The organism is Acidovorax cavernicola, assembly GCF_003581445.1.
Genome location: NZ_QXMN01000017.1, coordinates 46,692 through 66,437, shown reverse-complemented (window position 1 = coordinate 66,437; position 19,746 = coordinate 46,692). Strand labels below are relative to the sequence as shown.

General features: G+C 62.0%; 4 protein-coding genes. All 4 read right to left on the bottom strand.

Features of this window, described 5'->3' with window-relative positions; translation table 11 throughout:
• Position 1 precedes the first annotated feature (1 nt).
• Positions 2–15,139: a putative adhesin gene (locus D3H34_RS15175; RefSeq protein ID WP_119554340.1), complete on the bottom strand. Its 15,138-nt coding sequence runs from the start codon at positions 15,137–15,139 to the stop codon at positions 2–4.
• A gap of 751 nt (positions 15,140–15,890) precedes the next feature.
• Complete coding sequence (locus tag D3H34_RS15170) at positions 15,891–17,210, bottom strand: radical SAM protein (protein ID WP_119554339.1); 1,320 nt, start codon at positions 17,208–17,210, stop codon at positions 15,891–15,893.
• Positions 17,211–17,229: 19 nt separating this feature from the next.
• Positions 17,230–17,436 carry a hypothetical protein gene (locus tag D3H34_RS33960; protein WP_147400437.1) on the bottom strand — a complete coding sequence of 69 codons (207 nt, stop codon included), beginning with the start codon at positions 17,434–17,436 and terminating at the stop codon, positions 17,230–17,232.
• 71 nt (positions 17,437–17,507) lie between these two features.
• Positions 17,508–19,724 carry a YcaO-like family protein gene (locus tag D3H34_RS15165; RefSeq protein ID WP_167481210.1) on the bottom strand — a complete coding sequence of 739 codons (2,217 nt, stop codon included), beginning with the start codon at positions 19,722–19,724 and terminating at the stop codon, positions 17,508–17,510.
• Positions 19,725–19,746 lie beyond the last annotated feature (22 nt).

The following is a 19,746-nucleotide window of genomic DNA, read 5'->3' as shown; positions in this document are numbered from 1 at the left end:
GCTATTTGACCTTTCCAAGCGTCGTATATGTATATCCGGTGCCAGGCATATTTGGACCACTCATACATGCAGCCCAATGACATTCACCCATATTGTTTCCAAATAAATCACTAAGCCGTCGAACCTGTGTGGGACTTTCCACACGAATAACTGTGCCAATTGGCTGCTGACTTACTGAGCCATCTGCAATGGCTGAGAGACGAGGATTAGGAGCCACTTCACCAGGGCCGTAAGTGCGGCGATAGACCCCATTCAAGATGGTAGCTTGCTCAATCTCAACGCCCAAAGCATTTGAGATAGCCGCTCCTGGATCTGCATAGAAGGTGATACTCGAACCCTTGTTGACAATAAAAGTATCGCCAGCATCCATTCCGCCATGACCGACGAACACTTGGCGCTGGCTCCAAATCTGCTCGTTCATCGCTTTTGTTCCCGGGAACTGCGCCAACGCCATCTCCTCTGGAGTTCGAACCATCGGCCCCATCCATCGATTGGCCGGGACCAGCGGAGCTAGGCCTAGTAGTCCAAACGATCCATCGCGCGCCGCTGTTAATCCAGCAACAATTGCGTCCTCTGTGGAGCTTGCAGTAAAGACGCGTGCGAGATTTTCCCCAGCGGACACAAGCAAGCGAGGCGCATTGAGCAACGCAGTGCCACCGTCCTCCAGCAGGGTCATGCCTCCTAACCCTGTAGCCAAGGTGCCGTAGACCAAGCGTTCGTCCCAAGAACTATTCGGACCAATCATACCGGCGACCGCAGCGTCGTAGCTTTGACGAAATACGCCCGGCCCGAAATGTGGCAACTTACTGCTAAGTGACGAATCGCCTGTGATCGGGCTGGCTGAAGAATCACCATCATCGAACGCTAGTGCCGCCAACCTTTCTCGTGCAGCATCACCACTTAGAGGCCCAGATCCTATGGACATCGAGAGCTTTTGCGCGTAGACATCCGGTATCGCCGCCACCGCGGCGGCCCGTGGCGCAGTATTAAATACATCCCCCTGCCGAATGCCTAGCCGATCAGCAACTGTTCGACGTAGTGCGTTTTCTTCCGCGAAGGTCAAGCCATTGACGCGCGGCTGATCATCAGTGGCCGCGTCACGCACGCCGCCGACCGTCAGACGATCCTCAGTGCCTATGCCGCTGTAGCTTGGGCCTGCTGCAAGCAACACGCCGTCAGCGCGTAGAGCAGTGGATCCACCTGCCCCAAACGCACCCACGATCTGGTCGTAGTACGGTTGAGTCTGTCGTTGCAATGCCGCGTTGTCACTCTGGATGTCCGAGCCGTTGCGATAGTCCGCCGCCGACCATGGCCCCTCGCCTTGTCTTTGAGCACTCGAGTCGATACTCCCCGCGCTGGAGTTGGCACTGGTCAAGGCGCCCCCCAGTGCATTGCCAAATGCATCTGCCGCTACCTGTGTGACGCTGACTCTTCCTCCTCGCATGGCAGCCGTGGTCAACCCGGCGGCGAGACCGCTGACCGCGCGTGTCGCAAGCTCGCCGAGGGGGGCAGTACCAAATACAGGTCCTACGGCAGCGCTCACTGCACCCCCGACGCCAGCGCCAACCGCGGAAGCCGCAACACCTCTCCAGCTAAAACTGTTCTGCAAGCCAGTGGCAACGGATATGCCTTGAGTCACTGCGCTCGCTATGGCTCCGCGTCCGGCGAGCGCAAGCACCTTGTCAAAACCCGTCGAGGTCACAGGCCCAAGGGCCGAGCCAACGCCGGAGCTGACCCCAGCGCCGATTGCGCTAAGTGCAACTCCTTTCCAGCTGAAAGAGTCTTGCGCACCGATGGCGATGCCCACGCCTTGACTGACGATAGAACCAACCGCGCCGCCCACCATGGCTGCAGCAAGGCTGGAGGTCGCCAGAATACCGCCAGTAGCTGCCGCGCCCGCCAGACCACCCGTCACGGCGAAGGTCCCGGCGCCCATGATCGTGCCGAAGCTCGCGCCGATGCCGGCCATCGCGACGCCCGCAGTGAAGATCGTCGCGACCACAGCCACCACCACCATGATGATCTTGCCGACCGCCCCGCACCCACCACCTTCGGCCTGCGGCGCCGCCACCATCGTTGGCGAGTCATTGGCGACCTTGCTCGGGTCGTAAGGCTTGAACGTATTGACGTTGTTTGCACTGCTGGTGGCCGCCGGAATCCGCAGCACCTGGCCCGCACGGAGATCCGCATTGCTGCTCAGCCCGTTGGCGTCTGCAATCAGGAACCAGAGGCTCGAGTCGCCATAGGCCCCCTTGGCGATGGTCTGCAGCGTGTCGTTCACGCCCACCGAGTAGCTGCCCGGCGTGCCGGCAGGGTAGTTGCCGTTGATCGGTTGGTAGCCGAAGCTGAAATCACTTTGCGGCGTGAAGATCAGCCCGTTGGGCGCCAGAGGAGTGCCGTCAAAGCGGTTGTCCGTCATCAGCCCGAAGCGCCCAAGCACTTCGCCGTTGACCACCATCTGGCGCTGGCCGTTCACGCGCTTGTCGGGCGTGCCTTCGTAGGCGTAGTACGCATACAGGGCATTGCCATTGGCGTCGCTGATGAAGTTGTGCGTGCGCAGGTCCGGCTGTGCGATCTGGCCGATGTCGCCCGTGGACCGCAGGTGTCCGTTGGCGTCATAGCTGTAACCCAGAACGCCTTGAGATAGCAGCGCACCCGTGGCTGCCTTGGTGGTCACGCTGAGGCTCGTCGCCGTGCGATAGCCTTCGGCGCGCTCCACCGTGATGGCGGTATTGGTGAAGGTCTGATTGAGCGTGTCGGCCACCAGATACGACAGGGCATTGCCCTCGTTGTCATAGGTGTAGTTGACCGCGCTCGCGGACACCATGTACTCGGTGGTCGCCTGATGGATCAGCCGGCCGTTACGGTCGTACTGGCTGCTGCGCCCCTGCAGGGCATCGGTGCCATTGGTGCCGCGATACCACCGGTGCAGATTGACGTAGTCCACGCCGAGCCCGCCAGGCGTGCTCGAGATGACCCGGTTCGCACCGTCGTAGCCGCGTGACTCCACCAGCGCGCCGTCGCGCACCGTGGTGGTCAGGCGATTGAGGTTGTCGTAGCTGTACTCCTCGACGATGTTGCCACCCACGGCCGTCCACTGGCCGTTTTGCTGGATGATGCGCACACCGGTGTGCTCATCGCGCGTGCGGTTTCCGTTCTGGTCGTAGCGCAGCTTGTGCCCCTCGGTGCCCAGCACGCTGCCGTCAGCCGTAGCGGAGTCCACCAAGGTCTGGCGGTTCATCTGGTCGTAGGCGAAGTAGCGATCGGACTCTTCGGCTTGCTCGATCTGGCCGACCAGGCTGCTCACGCCGCTGTAGTTCAGCTTGGTGTGGACGTGGCTGCGATTGCCAACCTTGTCGTAGTCGATGGTGATGTACGCATTGCTGTCGGCCACCCAGCGCAGGCGGCCCAGCGCGTCGTAGGCCATCCGGTTGTCCTGGTAAGCGACGCCGCCTTGTGTCGTGGTCTCGCGCACATGGCGTCCCGCCAGATCGTAGGCATAGGTCGTGACCTTGCCGACGGCTGCATCGTCGATCCGCAGGAGCTGGCCAGCCGTGTCGTACGAGTATTTGAGGTTCTGGCCACGCGAATTGGTCTGCTGCGTGAGCTGGCGCGCGTTGTCGTAGGTGTAGCTATAGGTGGCGCCGCCGATGTCGCGATGGGCTGTGACTTGACCGAAATAGTTGTAGCTCCAGGTGGAGAGCGCGCCGTTGGCATCCAACTCGCCGATCTTGCGGTTCATCGAATCGAAGGCAGCCCGCGTGACCTGACCCATGTCCTTGGTGGTACTGATGACGTTGCCGCGCAGGTCATAGGCGTAGCGGAGGATCTCGCCGGCGCCATTGGTTTGGCTGAGCTTGCGACCGGCCTGGTCCCATGTGTTCGACTCGGTGATCACCGCCGTGGAAATCACCGACGGGCCGAACGGGCTTGCCCAGCCCCAGATGTCGGCCGCCATGCGCGTGGTGGTCAGCAGCCGGCCCAGGTTGTCATACGTGAAGCTGGTGGAGCGCCCCGTGGCGTCGACGGTGCCCACTTTCTGGCCGAACACGTCGTAGTTGTTGTTGATCACACCGCCGTCGGCGTGGAGCTCCTGAATCAGGTTGCCGCGCGCATCGTAGGCCTGACCCTGGATATTGCCGTTGGCATCCTTGATCGCGATCTGGCGGCCGAGCTTGTCGTAGAACAGCTGGGTCGTCGCCACGCCAGCCGTGTTCTGGGCTCCGTTCGCGTCAGGTTGCTTCTGTTCGACGAGTTGATTGTTAGCGTTGTAGCGGTACGTTGTGACCCAGGCCGCCGAGCGGGGGTCGCTGATCGCGATCACGTTGCCCCAGCGGTCTACGTTCTGGTTGACCACCGGACGGTTGGTGGTACTTGCCCCTTGAACTGTTGGCGTCTGGACCGCCGCTGCGCCGTCGGTGTTGTTTTCGCTGGCTGCGGCTGTGCCGGCGGCGGTGGTGTTCTGCGAACTGAACAGAGGTGGAACGGTCGGCGTCCAATATCCCGGCGTGTAGGGCGGTGTGTTGTCCTGGACCGTGGTGGGTGTGGTTCCGACCTGCACCTGGTACGAGTAGGGCACATAGTTGTAGCGCAACTCGTACACCGGCTGATAGCCGGTGATGACAGGCTTTTGCACAGGAACCTGGACCGGAACCGTTTGCGACTGCCAGCCGACGATCGTCCAGACGTTGTCGTAGACGGTGCGATAGTGAGTCTGATAGACCGTTTCGTACTGGATGTTGCCCCACATGTCCCGCACGTAGATGGGATTGTTGGACTCGTCGTAGCCGGAGATCATGGGGGGGCCTTGGACAGCCACCTGATATGCCTCGACCCGCGGCACCTGCACCCAACCCCAGACTGGCACTTGTTGCGTCTGGTACTGCGTCTCGTAGACGGTCTCGTAGATGATGTTGCCGCTCTCGTCCCTGGCGTAGATCGGAGTGGAGCCCACCTGGACCTGATAGGGGACTGCAGTGACACCCGAACGCGTCTCCATGATCGGCGTGTTCCGGTTGTCCAGAACGCCAGTGGCCTGCGCAACCGATTGGGTTGTGCCCTGCGAGGTGTAGGTCGCCAGGATCTGGAAGTCGTACAGACCTGGCGTCAAGCTCGCGATGTTCACGCTCTGCGTGCCGATCGGCAGATTCGACTCGTTGCTGCCCGCGGTGTTGGTGATGGTCAGCGTGCTCCAGGCGCCGGTGCTTCCCTGCGCGCGATAGCGGAAGGTCACGCCGTTGCCCGCGTTGATCGTCGTCGAGTACGGCCACTGGATTGTGGGTGTCGGCGTGCCGATCGGATTGCCCGACTCGTCATTGCCGCCGCTACCGACCATCTTGATCGACACGCCGGTGATGACCGGAAGATTGACGGGCGGCACCCATTTCGGGAGTACCCAGCCCGTCGAAGTCAGCTTGCCTGTCGCATGCGCGTAAGGCACGCCTTCGCCTGCGCGGCTCCAAAGCAGTTCGTACTCGTAGTTGCCGGCGGCAATGAGCGACAGTTCGACACCGTCCCGACCGTTTCCGCGGTCCGAGACTGCCACGGTTGTCCATGCCCCGTTGCTGCCTGCGGGACGGAAGCGGAAAGTCTGCTCCACCGAAGCGCCAGGTGAAGACCAGGTGAACAGGCCGAGCGTAGTCAGGCTCGTCTGGTAGAAGCCGAGCGGCACACTGATCGTGGCCAGCGGAGGGGAGGTCAGGGCCACCGTGCCGCGCGCCGTCACCGTCGCGACGCCCGTGCTCGTCGTCTGAGTGACCCGGTACTCGTAGCTGCCGGGCGGAAGACTGCTGGCGTTGTATCGCAGCATGTCGCCAAAATTCACCAGTGGCGCGTCGCTCCAGCCGTTCTCGCCCGTGCTTCCGGCAGCACGGATCTGCAGGCGCATGGTGCTGGAGGGATCGGTCGGCGCGTCGAAGTCGATGACTTGACCGCTATAACCCACCGTGCCTTCGGTGATCACGGGTTGCCAATTGCCGTAGGTGTCTTTCTTGTAGATCGTGATCTTTGTAATGCGGCCCACACCGCCGTTCGCATCGTTCGCGGGGTCATCCCAGCGCATCGTGAGGCTGTTGGTGTTCTCCGCCAGGTTAGTGACGATCTGTGTGCGGCTGCGGGGCTGGCCTGCCACCATCTGCGGCGGCGGCAGTGGCTGGCCGGACTCGTCGGTCGTGACAGGGTTGCCATTGCCATCCAGGAGAACGGGCGTCACCGGATACGGCTTGGTCATGTAGTCCATCACGACCTTGATGTCGCCGCTGCCCAGATTGCGCAGCGCCGACCAGGAAAGGTTCACGACGTTCGTGCCAGCGCTGCCGTTCGCCATGCCATCGTCGCCGCGGGTGGGTGCGCTAGACCCGGTGATCGTCCCTTGGGTGAAGAGGCGGCTGACCTGTGCACCGCCTGTGGCATCGCTTCGCTGCGGTGCAATGGTCGAGCTCAATCGACCCAGCAAGTCATAGACCATGTCGGTCCGGCGCAGATCGGCTGCCGCGACCGCGTCCGGTGTCGAGAAGCTGCTCAACAGGTTGACGTCGCTGCTCGCCTTGCCGTAGCTTGTGATGTTGGCCGTCTGATTGCCCAACAGATCGTACAGCGCGACCTTGTCCACGCCATCACCCGAGTTGGTGCGCCAGATCCGCCCTGCGTTGTCGTAGTTGAAGTACTCCTGCCGCCCGCCGTTGACGCCCTTGCGCGTGACTTCTCCGAAACCGTTGTACTCCAGCGCGGTGTCGATCAGTCCTGCCTGGGCCTGAGTGACGGTCGTGACAGTGCTGCCGCTGACCTGGCTGCGCGAGGCCGGGTCGATGACGTGCGTCTGCTGCCCCAGCTTGTCGTACTGGTACGCCCGGAAGAGGGTGCTCGAGTTGCTGCCATCGGTCACCAGCTGCCATTCCTTGGCGACGTTACCGCGTGCGTCGTAGGAGCTGTAGTGATTGAAGCCAGCAGCGTCCGTGCTTTGGGTCGCGTGCCCGAGCTTGTCGTATTGCGTGTAGGTCAGGCGATCGGCGTTGATGCCGGCGTTGTTGTCAGCCCCGGTGCTCCACACCGCAGCGCCTGCAGAGGTGTAGAGAACAAGATTGCCGTCACCCTGCATGACAAGGTTGACCCCGCCCTTGGCATTTGTGGCAGCGTTCCAGATCGTGCCGTTGGGCCCCGAAAGCACCAGGTTTCCGTCAGCCTGGAAGGCAAAACTGGTTGCACCGGAACCGGCGGTCTGCGAGTTCCACAGGACCTGGTTGTTGTCGTGGCGGTCAAGGACAACCAAATTGCCGTTGGACTGCAGCGTGAAGATGTAGCGACCGTCGCCGGAATAGATGCTCTGGCCCGGGGTCAGGGTTTGGCCAGGTGCCAAGCTCGTGGGGCCGGGTGCGACGAGTGCATCCGCAGCGGCGGTGGACTTGTAGACGTGCGTTTCCGTCTTGACGACCACGTTCCCATAGGCATCGCGCTGGAACTTGGTCACGGCCGTCAGGTTGCCGTTTGCGGAACTCGGCGAGGCGGTGGCACGCACGCGACCCAGCGCGTCGTAGTAGCTGTAGGTCATGCCCCCGGCGGCATCCGTGGTGCGGGTCAGGTTGCCGACTGCGTCGTAGGCGTAGCTGGTCACCAGGTCGACAGGTGTACTGGTGCCATTGGTGGTTGCGCTGTACTCCACGCGCGCGCGTGTCTCGCTGAGCTTTCGGCCCATGCGGTCGTAGATATAGCTGGTCTTGCGGTCGTTGGTGAGGTCCGCGACGGCTGTGGGCGGCGTTGCCGGAGCGCTGGCGGCATTCCAGCTCGCCACGGCCTTGGCGTACTCGGTGCGGATACTGACGCTACCGAAGGCATCGAAGGACTGGGTTGTCAGATAGCCCAGGGCATCGACACTGGCGACCTGCTGTCCATCCAGGTTGTAGTAGTTGTTGGTGTAGACCCAGGTGTTCTGCGTTGCGTTCTTGAGCAGCCCCACGCGCGTGATCTCACCGAACGCGTTGTAGGTGTTGACCGTGGTGCGACCGGCACTGGCATATTGCGAAGCCGCAGGGGCCGAGGAGTCGTATGTGTAGGTCTGCGGCTCGACGACCTTGATCGCGCGCCCGGCGCGGTCATAAGTGGTCGTGATCTTGCGGTCGGGACCATGGTCGATACCGGCTGCGTTCACCGCTGTGGTGACCTGCGCCGTGCTCAGGCTCGCCGGAGTACTGGCGGCCAGGGTCGTCGCATTGGCGAAACGGGTCAGTTCTGTGACTTGCCCCCAAGCGTTGTATACGTAGCTCGTGACAAAACCCAATGCATCCACGTCGTACTTGACGCGTCCCAGGACGTCGTAGGTCTTGTAGCTGTAGCTGCCGGCGACATCACGGTTGGTGATCGCGTTGCCGAACACGTCGTAAGTCGTGCGCGTATCAAGCGTCGTGGCGACTTCGGTCCGTGTTGCAAGTCCGCCCGCACCATTCGTGGTGAGCGTGTCGCCGGCGGCGTTGTAGACGTTGACCGTGGGGAAGATCGTGCGGACCTGATGACCCACGGCGTCGTACTCGTAGCTGGTCACGCGCTGTTCGACGCGCCCGGCTGCTTCCGTGCGAGATTTCAGGTTCCCCAGCGCGTCGTACGTCATCAGGGTCACGATGCCGACGGTGCTGGAGTTGGCCGAGTCAACAATCAGCTTGCCGCTGGCATCCGTCTTGACCGCCGTCACTTCGACTGCCGGCGATGTTTCCTTGATCACCCGACCCGCTGTGTCGTACAGATAGGACCAGACCGAGCTCTTCTTGTTCGTGAAAGTGACCTTCTGGCCAAGGCCGTTGTAGGTGTAGCTTTCGGTGTATCCGAGCGAGTCGGTTGTGCTCAGCAGACGGCCGGCAGCGTCGTAGCTGAAGCTCGTGGGTCGATCCGAGGCTGGCTGCAACACGATGGCCAAGCCGATCTTCTCTACCGTGTTGAGGGTGGTCGCCGGGATAGAGAGCCAGTAGCTGACCGTCTGCGTGATGCGATCGACACCATCGTAGGAGTTCTTGCTCACGAAGCCCATCGGGTCCACGGTATAGACCAGGCGATTGGCCCCGTCATAGGCGCGCTTGACCGTGCGATCGTTGGTTGAGTCGACCGTCAAGAGCGCTCTCAGCGTTGCCTCGTTGGCCGTGAAGTTCGTCTGCAGCGATGTCAGCACAATGGGCTTGGCATAGCTGACGGTCTTGATCGCATTTCCGGCGGCGTCGTAGGAGGTCTCCACCATCGCGCCCGTGGCGTCTACAGCCAGAACGAGTCGATTCGCAGCGTCGTATGCCGCGCGCGTCACGCGATCGGCGCCCGCGTAGTCGTACACCCGGGCCGTCTTGACCTGTGCTTCGGTCAGTTTGCTGGTGGTTGTAGGAACGGCAACCGGCTTGGCATATGCATAGCGTGTGGTGACGTTGCCATTCTTGTCGTAGACCGTTTCGGTGAGCGCGCCGAGCGCGTCGATGGTGAAGGTCTGGCGATTGGCCTTGTCATAGACAAAGTCGGTGATGCGGTCGCCAGCCGTCGCAGGAACCGTCGAAAGTCCTGCGGAACCGGAGATTGCCGTGGCGTACTGAATGGTCTTCAGTACATTGCCGTTCTTGTCGTAGGCCAGTTGAGTCACTGCGCCGACGCCATCAGCGCGCCACGTCAGGCGATTGGCGCGGTCATAGACGAAGCGCTCGCGCACACCGCTAGCCACCTGAGCCACCGCAGCCGTAGTTGTGGCTGTGTAGCGGCTGGCGACTTCGGCTTGTTCCACCTGGAAGCCCGAAATGCGGAAAGCGCGAGCGTCATTCCCGGTGTACTTGACCACGCCAAAGTAGGAACTTGCTGCTGGTGGTGCGATGCCCGTAACTGACACGCGGTAGCGTCCTCCGCCCAAGTCTTGCACGACATACTTGAGGGGGTTGGTAGCTCCCGAAAACAAGGCCAATCCGAGCGAATTTGCGGCAGTCGCGACACTCGCGCTGCCGAACGACGGCGGCAGGCCATCTTCCATCTCCACGATCACGGACAGCGTGTAGCTCACACCGGGGACTGGGGCCGGCGCCAGCGATTTGTAGGCGTACGTGTTGACGCTCGAATCCTTGTCGAGCCTGATCGCTCCTGCAAGCCCGGTCATCGTCGTTGCTGTTACGGCACCGCCCCTGGCCGGTGCATCCGTAACGCCATTGGCGAACTCGCTCTGCGTGAAGAGGTTGGTGCCTGCTTGCTGAGGATTGGTCGCCAACTGAATTGCGGCAGCAAGTGCGCTTGCGGTCGCTGCTGTCGTGACAGGAACGGTGGTCGCATACGCGAGTCGCTCGACAACATTGCCGTTGGCGTCGTGGATGGTGCGGGTGACCGCACCGACACCATTGATCGTGTAGGTGGCCCGATTGAGCTGGTCGTACACCGTGCGAAGGCGCAGGTCTCGCGTGGCGTCTGCGGTGGGCGCGGGCATGCTACCCACGGTCCAGCTTGCGAGTGTGATCCGGTTGGCATAGGTCGTGCGGTCGGTCACGTTGCCGTTGGCGTCGTAGACGAACTTGACAACTTCACCCAGGCCATTCACGGTGGCGACGAGACGCCCATCCTTGTCGAGTACACGGTGTACGGTGACGTCCTTGGCCGGATTCGCAATCGGTCCGACCTTGGCCTCGATCTGATCACGCGTCGGCGCGGCGCCAAGACCTGTCGTATCGATGGGGGCCGCATAGTCGATGGTCAGGATGACGCGACCTTCCGCGTCGTACTTGGTGCGCTGCAGGTTGCCGACCGGGTCGAGCGTGAAGATCAGCCGGTTTTCGGCGTCGTAGGCATAGCGCGTGACCTGGAGGTTCGGATCCGTCTTGCTCGTGAGGTTGCTGTTCTTGTCGTAGGCGTAGCTTGTCGTGAGGTTCAGCCCCGCGGGGTCCACGCGCATCTGGGTCCGACGCCCGAGCTTGTCGTAGGTGTACTGGGTGGTGACGAGGTTGGGGTCGATCACGGTGAGCGTATTGCCCACGCCGTCGTAGGTGTACTGTGTGACCAGATTCAGTCCCGCGGCGTCGACCGTGCGGCTGGTCACTTGGCCCTTGAGGTCGTAGGCAATGGTCGTGACGACGCCGTTCGGATCGGTTACGGTGTATTGCTGCCCCTTGGCGTCGTACGCGTAGATCGTGACCAGGTTCAGCCCGGTGGCGTCCACGGTGCGAGTGAGCACCCGATTCGCTGCGTCATACGCCAGCGTCACGACCGTGCCGTTGGCGTCCTTGGTCGTGGCCAAGCGACCGGAACGGTCGTAGGTGTTCGAGGTCGACGTGAGCGGGGTCGTCGTTGTGAGGAGGTTTCCGTCCTTGTCGTAGGCATACGTCGTGGTGTTGAGGTTGCCATCCACCACGCTTTGCTTTTGCCCGAGCCGGGTGTACACCGTGGTCACGGTGATGTTCTCCGGCGTCTTGATGGCGACGCTGCGCAGCGTCTTGTCGTAGGTGAACGTCGTGACCTGGTTCAGGCTGTCCGTCTGCGTCAAGACCCGGTCGAAGGCGTCGTAGGTGGACGAACGCACTCCCGAAAGCGCATCCGTGGTGCCCACCACGCGGCCGAGACGGTCGTAGCGTTGTTGACGGAGGTTGCCGTTGGCGTCCGTGCTGCTGGTCCGTCGGCCAAAGGCGTCGTAGACGGCGCTCGTGATGGCGTTGATGCCTGTCGCATCGGACACCGTCCCGGTGACAAGACCCCGGCGATCCACCGTCATCGTCTGGACCAACTGTTGGCCGCCGCCAAGCGCTTGCGTGCGTGTTGTCAGATCTCCGAACGCGTTGTAGATCGACTGGGTGACGTTGCCCTTTTCGTCGGTCGCCGTTGCGACTTGGCCCGCCGCGTTGTATGTGAAGCTCTGCGTGCTATCGAGCAGGACGTTCTTGAGCGCGGCGACGCTCGTCGTGAAGGCGTCGGTGACCAGCCCGCCAGCGAGCCCCGTCAGACTGGGAAAGCGCGTGCCATAGCGGGTGGAGTAGTCCAGCTGTCCGAGAGCGTTGTAATGCTGCTCGGTGATCTCGCCGCTCGCATTGACGGTGTGCGTCAGGCGACCATCCGCGTCGTAGTAGAAAAGCGTCTTGTTGCCGTAGGCGTCCGTGGTGCTGAGGCGACGGCCGGCCGCATCGTACGCGTGGGTCAGGCCGTACTGCGACCAGATGGTGTCGATCTGGGCCTGGGTCTGGCCTGCCACGAGGAGGGTGGCCCCCACGGCGGTGAGTTCACCGATGAGGCGCCCCTGGATGTCATAGCGCGCATTGATCGTCCGGACCTCGGTCGTACCGACGGCGCTGGTGGTCTTGACCAGGTTGCCGGCATTGTCGTACTCGTAGGCGAAGACAGTGCCTTCGAAGTTGGTGCGCTGCGTGAGACGGTTGAGCTTGTCGTAGACGCTCGTCGTGGTGCGAAAACCGCCCGCAGTCGCCGGACGCAGGCTGACCACGGTGGTGGCTGTCGTCATCTGCGACAGCAAAGTTGCGCTCACCGGCGTGGCGTAGCGCGTGGAAGTTGTGACGTTCCCGTTGCCGTCGTAGACGTATTCCGTCATGTAGCCTTCGGCATCGATCTGGGCCAGCACCCGGCCTTGATCGTCGTACATCCAGCGCGAGGTCTGATCCTGAGCGTCCGTTGCTGGGATCAACTGGGCCAGGGTCCCCGCAGCTCGCAGCGTGCCGGTGGTTGGTTTGGCGTAGGAAATCTGAGTGATCAGTCGACCTTTGGCGTCGTAGCGCGATTCGGTCAGGTAGCCTTCCGCATCCAAGGTCCCGAGAAGGAGGCCGTCGTTGTCATAGAAGCGGCGCGTGACGCGGTCGTTGCCGTCGAGCCCCGGCGCAGTCGCCGTGAGCGTCGGTGCCGCGCCCAGCGCGTTCAATGTGCCGGGCACCAGCACCTTCACGTACTGTGTTGTTCCGATCAGGCGTGCCGCGCCGTCGTAGCGGAAATCCGTGACGGCGCCGGCCGCATTGACCGTGCGCACCAGGCGACCCGCAGCATCGTAGAGACGCCAGGACTTCTGATCGTTGCTCGTGAGGCCTGGGCGAAGTGCGCTCAGGCGGTTGATTGGTGCGCTGTTGGGATCGGCATAGTAGGCGGCCACCGCGGCCGTGGAGGCTGGCGTGGCGTAGACGATCTTCTGCGTGACCTGGTTGTTCTTGTCGTAGACGTATTCGGTCAGCGTGTTGTTGCCGTCGATCTCGGCGACCAGGCGTCCTGCCTCATCGTAGACGCGCCCCGTGGAGACCCCCGTTGGATCGACCTGGCGGATCAGCCGCCCATCCTTGTCGTAGCTGTTCGTTGTCGCACCGAGATTGGGTGTGGCCGCCGAGCTTTGCGTCACGCTCGTGAGCCGCCCGTTCTTGTCGTAGGCGCTCGTCGTGATCAGGCCGTTGGCCAGCGTGATGACCGTCTTGTTGTTCGCGTCGTCGTAGCTCGTGAGCGTGCTTTGATTGAGCGCGTTCAGGCTCGACAGCTGGCGGCCTTTGCCGTCATAGGTGAACGTCGTGGTGCCGGTGGTGGCGCTGATGGTGCTCAGCAGCAGGCCGGCGCGGTCGTAGACGTACTGGGTGATGGACTGGGTGCTATCGGCCACGCCATTGCCGCTGGCGTCGACGGTGCCGAAAGTGGTGACCTTCTGAACCTGACCGCGTGCGTCATACACCGTGTCAGTGCGGCTGGCCTGGGTCCGGTCCTGGGTGCCGGTCCAGGTCACCAGTTGGGCCTCGGTCGGCACAGCGGTCGCTGCCAGGGTCGAGACGTCGTATTTGCCGCTCGCATATTGCAAGGCGGCGATCCGCTGGCCATAGCTGTCGTAGCGGTATTCGGTGACACGGCCCTCGGCGCTCAGCACGAAGCGCAGCTGATTCTTGCCGGTACTGTCGTAGACGTAGCGGGCGGTCAGCGGCTGGCTGGCCAGTCCTGCGCCAGCACCATCGGGATCGGGTGTCAGGTAGACCGTCTCGGTCAACAACTGGTTGCGCGCGTCGAAGGTGCGCGTGATCGTGTTGCCCGCGGCGTCGCGCTGCAGGGTCTGGTTGCCGTAGGCGTCGTACTGCATCGTCACCGTGAACAGCAGGGGGTCGGTGACCTGGGTGACGTTGCCGTTGACGTCGTAGCTGAACAGGGTGATCTGCGAGACGCCACCGATGGCAGGCGCCTGAATCTGGGTGAGCTGTCCGGCGGTGTCGTAGCTGTAGAAAGTCGTCAGGCCCAGCGGATCGGTGACCGTGGTGCGCCGATTGGCGGTGTCGTAGGTGTAGCTGGTGGTCTGGCCCAGGCCATCCTTGACGGTCGCGATGCGGTTGTCGGTGCCGTAGGTGAAGGCCAGGCTCGTGCCGTCGCTTTGCGTGACCGACGCGATGCGTTTGCTGGTGCCGTCGTAGGTGTAGGTCGTGACGTAGGTCTTGGCATCGGCGACGACGTTGTCTTCGGGGCTCAGGTCCACTGTCACGCTCGACAGCCGGTTGGACGTGTCGTAGGCGTAGCGCACCCGCGTGAGAATCACCCCACCCGTGGCCTCGGTACGGATCTGCGTGAGATTCGTGCCGGTGTAGTCGAAGTAGGTTGTCTCGCCGTTGGCATCGGCGATCTTCTGCAGCGTGCCGTTGGCGTTGTAGGTATAGGTGAGGGTGTTGCCGGCCGGATCGGTGGCCGACATCAAGCGGCCGAGCGCCGTGGATTCGTAGCGCTCCTGAAGTCCTGTGTCTCCGTCCGTCCAGACGAAGCGCGACGCGGCGGAGTCGTAGGCGATCGTGTCGAACGCCCCCGCACCGGCCGAACTCACGTAGAGACTGCGCGTCGCATCCCAGGTATAGGTGCTGGCCGCGCCATCCCGGTCGGTGCGCACCACGGTGCTACCGGCGGTCGCCACGGTGCCGGTCAGCTTCGCGCTTTGGCCGTAGGCGCCCACCATCCAGTTGTCGCCGTTGTCGTCGTTCAGCAGGCCCAGGCTGTTGTATGTGCGGACGGCGTTGACATCCAGGCCGCGCCCCACCAGCTTGTCGTCGAAGTCCTGCAGGACGAGGTTGCCGTTGGAAATGTTGACGAACGCCTGTTCGCCATTTCGACCTTGCCCTGCCGCCCCAAGCGTGCCGCGCTGCCCGAGGGTTGCCAAGGACGTCAAACTCAGACCGAGACTGTTGCCGCTGACGATCGCTACCATTTTGTGCCCGTCTTTTCTATGGGTGCGAACCGCGGTTGTTCAGCCTGCCTTGCACCTCCTTCTCAGGGATGGGGCACAAGACCCAGGGCCATCCCTGGTGGCCGCCATATCGACCTGCAGGTCGAGGATTGGCGTACGGTTCTTGCCAACATATCCGCGCGGGTGTCTGGTTGTTTAGGAGACTTCCCGATTTCAAGGGGATTTCGCTAAACAGATCCAACGAAAGGTGGAGATGTTGGGTAAGGTCAGCTGGCGGGGCGTAAGCCGTGGCGTACTCTTCCCAAAGCAGCATGGGTGTCATGCCCTTGCGCTGCAGCTCCCGGTGAGTACAGCCCTAGTCTGGCGGACACGTAGTGAGGTGGTGAGTCCTGGCGACCCCGCACCACACAGCGCTCCAGGGTGAAGTCGCTCAATGTTTGAGCGGTGGACCAGTCTAGGCCTGCAACCGTGGCCTGGCTGAGATGTACTTGGCCACGCGGTGCGTGAGTCGCAACCCACACGCACCGCCGCCGCAGAACGGCAGAGATCGCAACGCACCCGAGGTAATGCTTCTCTTTGGCCTTGATGCGGTGGCCTCAGCAGGCCCCGAAGTTTTCGACGACCAAGGGAAACTAGTGAACAGCGTGATCGTCCCGGGCGCTAGCACGCAGTGCTATCGGGCGAAGTTCCTCTCGGGACATGATCTGGCTCCTCGTGTTGAGGGACGCCTCTTGCTTCATGGGGTGGTGAAATTGCTCGAGGCCTGCATGCGTCATGCTCTGACGAACGAGTCTTCCATGGCAATTGGAATTACCTTGCGACGTGCAGGACGGCGGACATCGCCCTCGATTCGGTCGAGCTTCAACCCAAGCGCTCGGCGCAAAGTCCCGTCAAGTACGCCCAGGCCGAACTGGTATTCGTTCTCGCAGGACTGCGCAAATTGCTCGCCCTCAAGATACATGCAGGACCCTCCGCACAGTTGAAGAACCGGGCAATGACTGCAGCATTCGCGATTCGCCCAGTGGGTCGACGTGTCCAGCCGAACTTCATCCATTGCCAAAGCGGAGCCCAACCCATGTTGAGCATTGGCTCCGGTGTTGTGACATGTGAGCACGTTCGAGTGCAGATCGACGGCCACGTGATCACTGCGATCCATCCCGCATTTTTGTCCCATTGAGGTGGAAGGCGTGCCACTCAACAAGGATTCCATGAAGCTTCGTGCTTTCTCCCTGAGCGCTGGGATCAAGAGCGCCTCTCCTGTCTCGAATGATGCGGCCACGGCGTCTTTCAACGAGCGATATTGCTCGGCGTTCCAGACACCTGGCCCCGCGAGCGATTGGTCGTCGTGCGTTGCAACTACGCCCTCCAGTGAAGTGACAACCGACTCGTCGCCAAGCGTCTCGACAAACCAGCGTCGCAATGCCGCCGGGTCGCTGTTGTCAGGGGTCAGGACCGAACTGAACCACATCCGTTCTCCCGTCTTCCGCTCTTGCCATAGAGCTTTCAGCAAATCCCCGCGCTTGGGGTCTTCGAAAGGATCCTCTCCTCTCAGATGCTGTCCGGGGCCGTCGTGGGAAACGGTGATGCAAATATCGTAGCGAGCGATGAACTCGACGATTTCCTCAGTCAACAAACTGCCGTTGGTGACCATCGAGAATTCGGCGTCAGGAAACCGCTTGTCCAACTCGGGGACAAGAATGGCGAGCTTCCTGAAATAAAGCAGCGGTTCGCCTCCCCAGAACTCGATGCGGGCGGGAGGCTCCTTGAGCCATTTGTCGAGGTCGACAAGGAAGGCATACGCATCGGCTGTTTTGGTCATTGCCATCGCGTCGACCTGGCTGGACTGATTGCAGTACGAGCAGGTGTAGTTGCATCCCAAACCCAGCTGGATCTTGAGCACTGTCGGATTCGCGAGTTTTCGCCCAGGTTGCTGCGGACTGATGCGCACAGCATCCTCCCAGCGGTGCTCTTGGGTGAGACGCCGGCTCGCAAGAACCGGCGTTCCATCCATATTGGTCAGTGAGCTCGCATGCGGTGCATACCGCAGGCTCACAGACTTTCCGTCCGCATCCGAGCAATGGAGGATGAACATGCGAAAGTCTGCCGTGCGATCAACGTTCGGTGTTGACTTGGCTGCGGCGCTTGCTTTTCTTGGGCTCCGGCAGCGGAGAGATCATGCTGCAGTCGCTGCTGGAGCCTGCCACGAAAACCGAGCCTTCATTGAGGAAGTCGATCGTGGACGGTTCCACGACCACATTGCATTGCAGAGCTTGGGTTGTGGGGCGTGCGGTCGAGGCGGTAACTGGGGTGTTTTTCACGTGATTTCCTTAGTAAGTTGGTTGGGTGATGAAGAGCAACATGTGGTGGTATCCGATAGCGATCCCTCCGATCAAGTGCACGGGTGCGGCGGTAACGAGGGGTGGACGTCCTCTGCCGTTGCGGGCTTTGCGATGTGAGCCTCCTTCAGGCCGAAGGGCTCGACGCCGTAGCCAAACCAGATGGGGATCAGGCCGGGTACGAAGGCGCGCGCCACGTGCAGCGGTCTGCGTCCCTGATCGACTGCTGCGCCGGACGGCGTGAGATCACAGAAAACAACGTCGAAGTTTGCAGCAAGAAAGTTCCCGAGCAACTGAGGACCATTGACCGCAAAGCCGTGCATGTTCTGTAGTGACACAGACTGCGGCTGTGAGGCAAACCAATCTGCCGCCTTGAAACCGATATTCGTCTGAAAATAGTCACCATGGTGCCGTGCCAGAGTGAGATCTTCCATGCGCAGCGGTGCGTGGGGTGCTCGTCCGTGCCGCTCCTGTATGCGGCTCTCAGCTTCTGACAGCGCGGAGTCAATGCTGTCCAGCCAGTCGAATCCTGCGGCGGTCGTGACTGAGGTGAATGCGGCTGCGGCGTTCTGCGCAAAAACCGCAACAACTGGGAGATGGTCGGAGGCCAACATGTGGATCGAGAGGGTGTATCCGGCCGACCGCAGCCGAGAGAGCCTGTGGCGGACCGCTTGCGACAGATCCGTCTCTTCGATGATTGGAGGTGCCTTGCGACCAAGCCATGCACGAGCAAAAGCGTCCCGCTCGACCAACTCGACAAGCGCACGGAAGCGAGCGGTATCTCGATCCGTGTACGCAGCGACACCTGACGTGCTGGCGTTGGTGAAAGGGCGGGCCGCATCTTCAGGCGCCAAGGAACTTAGCGCGTAGACACACTGCGCCATGACGTGGATGTCCTTGCCGTCGCTGGCGCGCTGTGCTTTCACCCAGGGGTAGCGCCGACGCCCTGAGAAGGGCGAATAGGGAAAACCGCTGTGACGGTATTGCGCCTGGCTGTACATCACCAGGTGACGAGGATCGAGCGCGAGGGGGATTTCGTTCAGGCGCCCATGCTCCAGTTCGGCGCGGGGGGATGACCAGCCGATGCGCTCCCATGCTTCCGCCTCTGCCTTCATTGCGGCGAGTCGCGCATTCTCGGAGCGGCCCGCGGTCCAAATGGACCAGCTTTCAGCTGGTTCGCCAACATGGATCGGGCCGGCGACAGCGATGCGTGTCGGCAGCGCCAGTTTCTGGGAATGATTGGGCACAGAGCGGACCGGCGCGGCTTCGTTGGCGACGCGCGCCAATGCTTCCTGCTCGGGGGTTGGCGCCGCACCTAGGACCAGAGAGGGGAGCGGGAAGAGCGACTCGTCCAGGTCCAGCAAAGAGAGCACTTCCATCTCAACCGTGTCACCGCGCATGATGGTTGCGCCGCCTTCGAGTTGAGCGGCAAGGGCGGCGTTCTGCAACGCGTGACCTGCTTCCAGCATCGCCAGGGTTAGGGAGCGGTTGCCGTACTTCTTGCCGATGAAGCGAATGTCTGCGACCGGGTAGATCACCGCATGCGCAAAACTCAGTACCGAAGGCATGAGCAATGTGCTCCAAGCGCGTTCCACAGCGCCGGGATATTGCGTCAAGGACAGCTCGCCACCTTCGGCTTCAGTTGCGTGATACCTCACCTCATACCAACCGCACGCATACCCATCCATGGGGCGCAGCAGTGCCATGAACCATCGCAGCCCATAGAGGGCGCCGCCAGACGGGACGGTGCGATGCACGCGCTCCTCGCCTTTTCTCAGTACCCCGTACATGGACCACAGGATGTTCACGACGGCTTGCAGCGGCAATGCGCGATCGTCGAACGTGCGGGCGCTGCCTCTGGCCAACAGGAGGTCCATCATCGGTGAGCCGTGCGGTCGCAATTTGCGGGTTTCGGGGCTGGGCTCGATCAGTCGCTGGTCCACAGATTCGCGCAGCGCATAGAGCGAGCTAGCGTCCTTCAGTGGCGCAGGGTGCGGTTGCGGTGTCCAGCCAACTCGAGCTTGCGACGCCAAGCAATGGGCTGCGTCCACCAATGCCCCTTGCTCCAGCAGTGTCGACAGGCAAGCGTCGACGTCATCCGCAGGCCAGCGCAGGATCAGATTGCTTCGCACCTCATCCCATGTGGCCTTGCCGTCGCAACTGCTCTCCACTGCATGAAGGAAGTCCAATGGCGCCGAGACGCGCAGCCGCTTCAACGGAAGCTGGCATAGCATCTCGCCGCGCCGGTAGTTCCATTTGCCCGCGGCCATTGGCCGGTGCGGGGCGTGCTGC

Coding starts and splice junctions, on each gene's coding strand:
- D3H34_RS15175 (WP_119554340.1), bottom strand. CDS start 15,139: ATGGTAGCGATCGTCAGCGGCAACAGTCTCGGTCTGAGTTTGACGTCC.
- D3H34_RS15170 (WP_119554339.1), bottom strand. CDS start 17,210: ATGTTCATCCTCCATTGCTCGGATGCGGACGGAAAGTCTGTGAGCCTG.
- D3H34_RS15165 (WP_167481210.1), bottom strand. CDS start 19,724: ATGGCCGCGGGCAAATGGAACTACCGGCGCGGCGAGATGCTATGCCAG.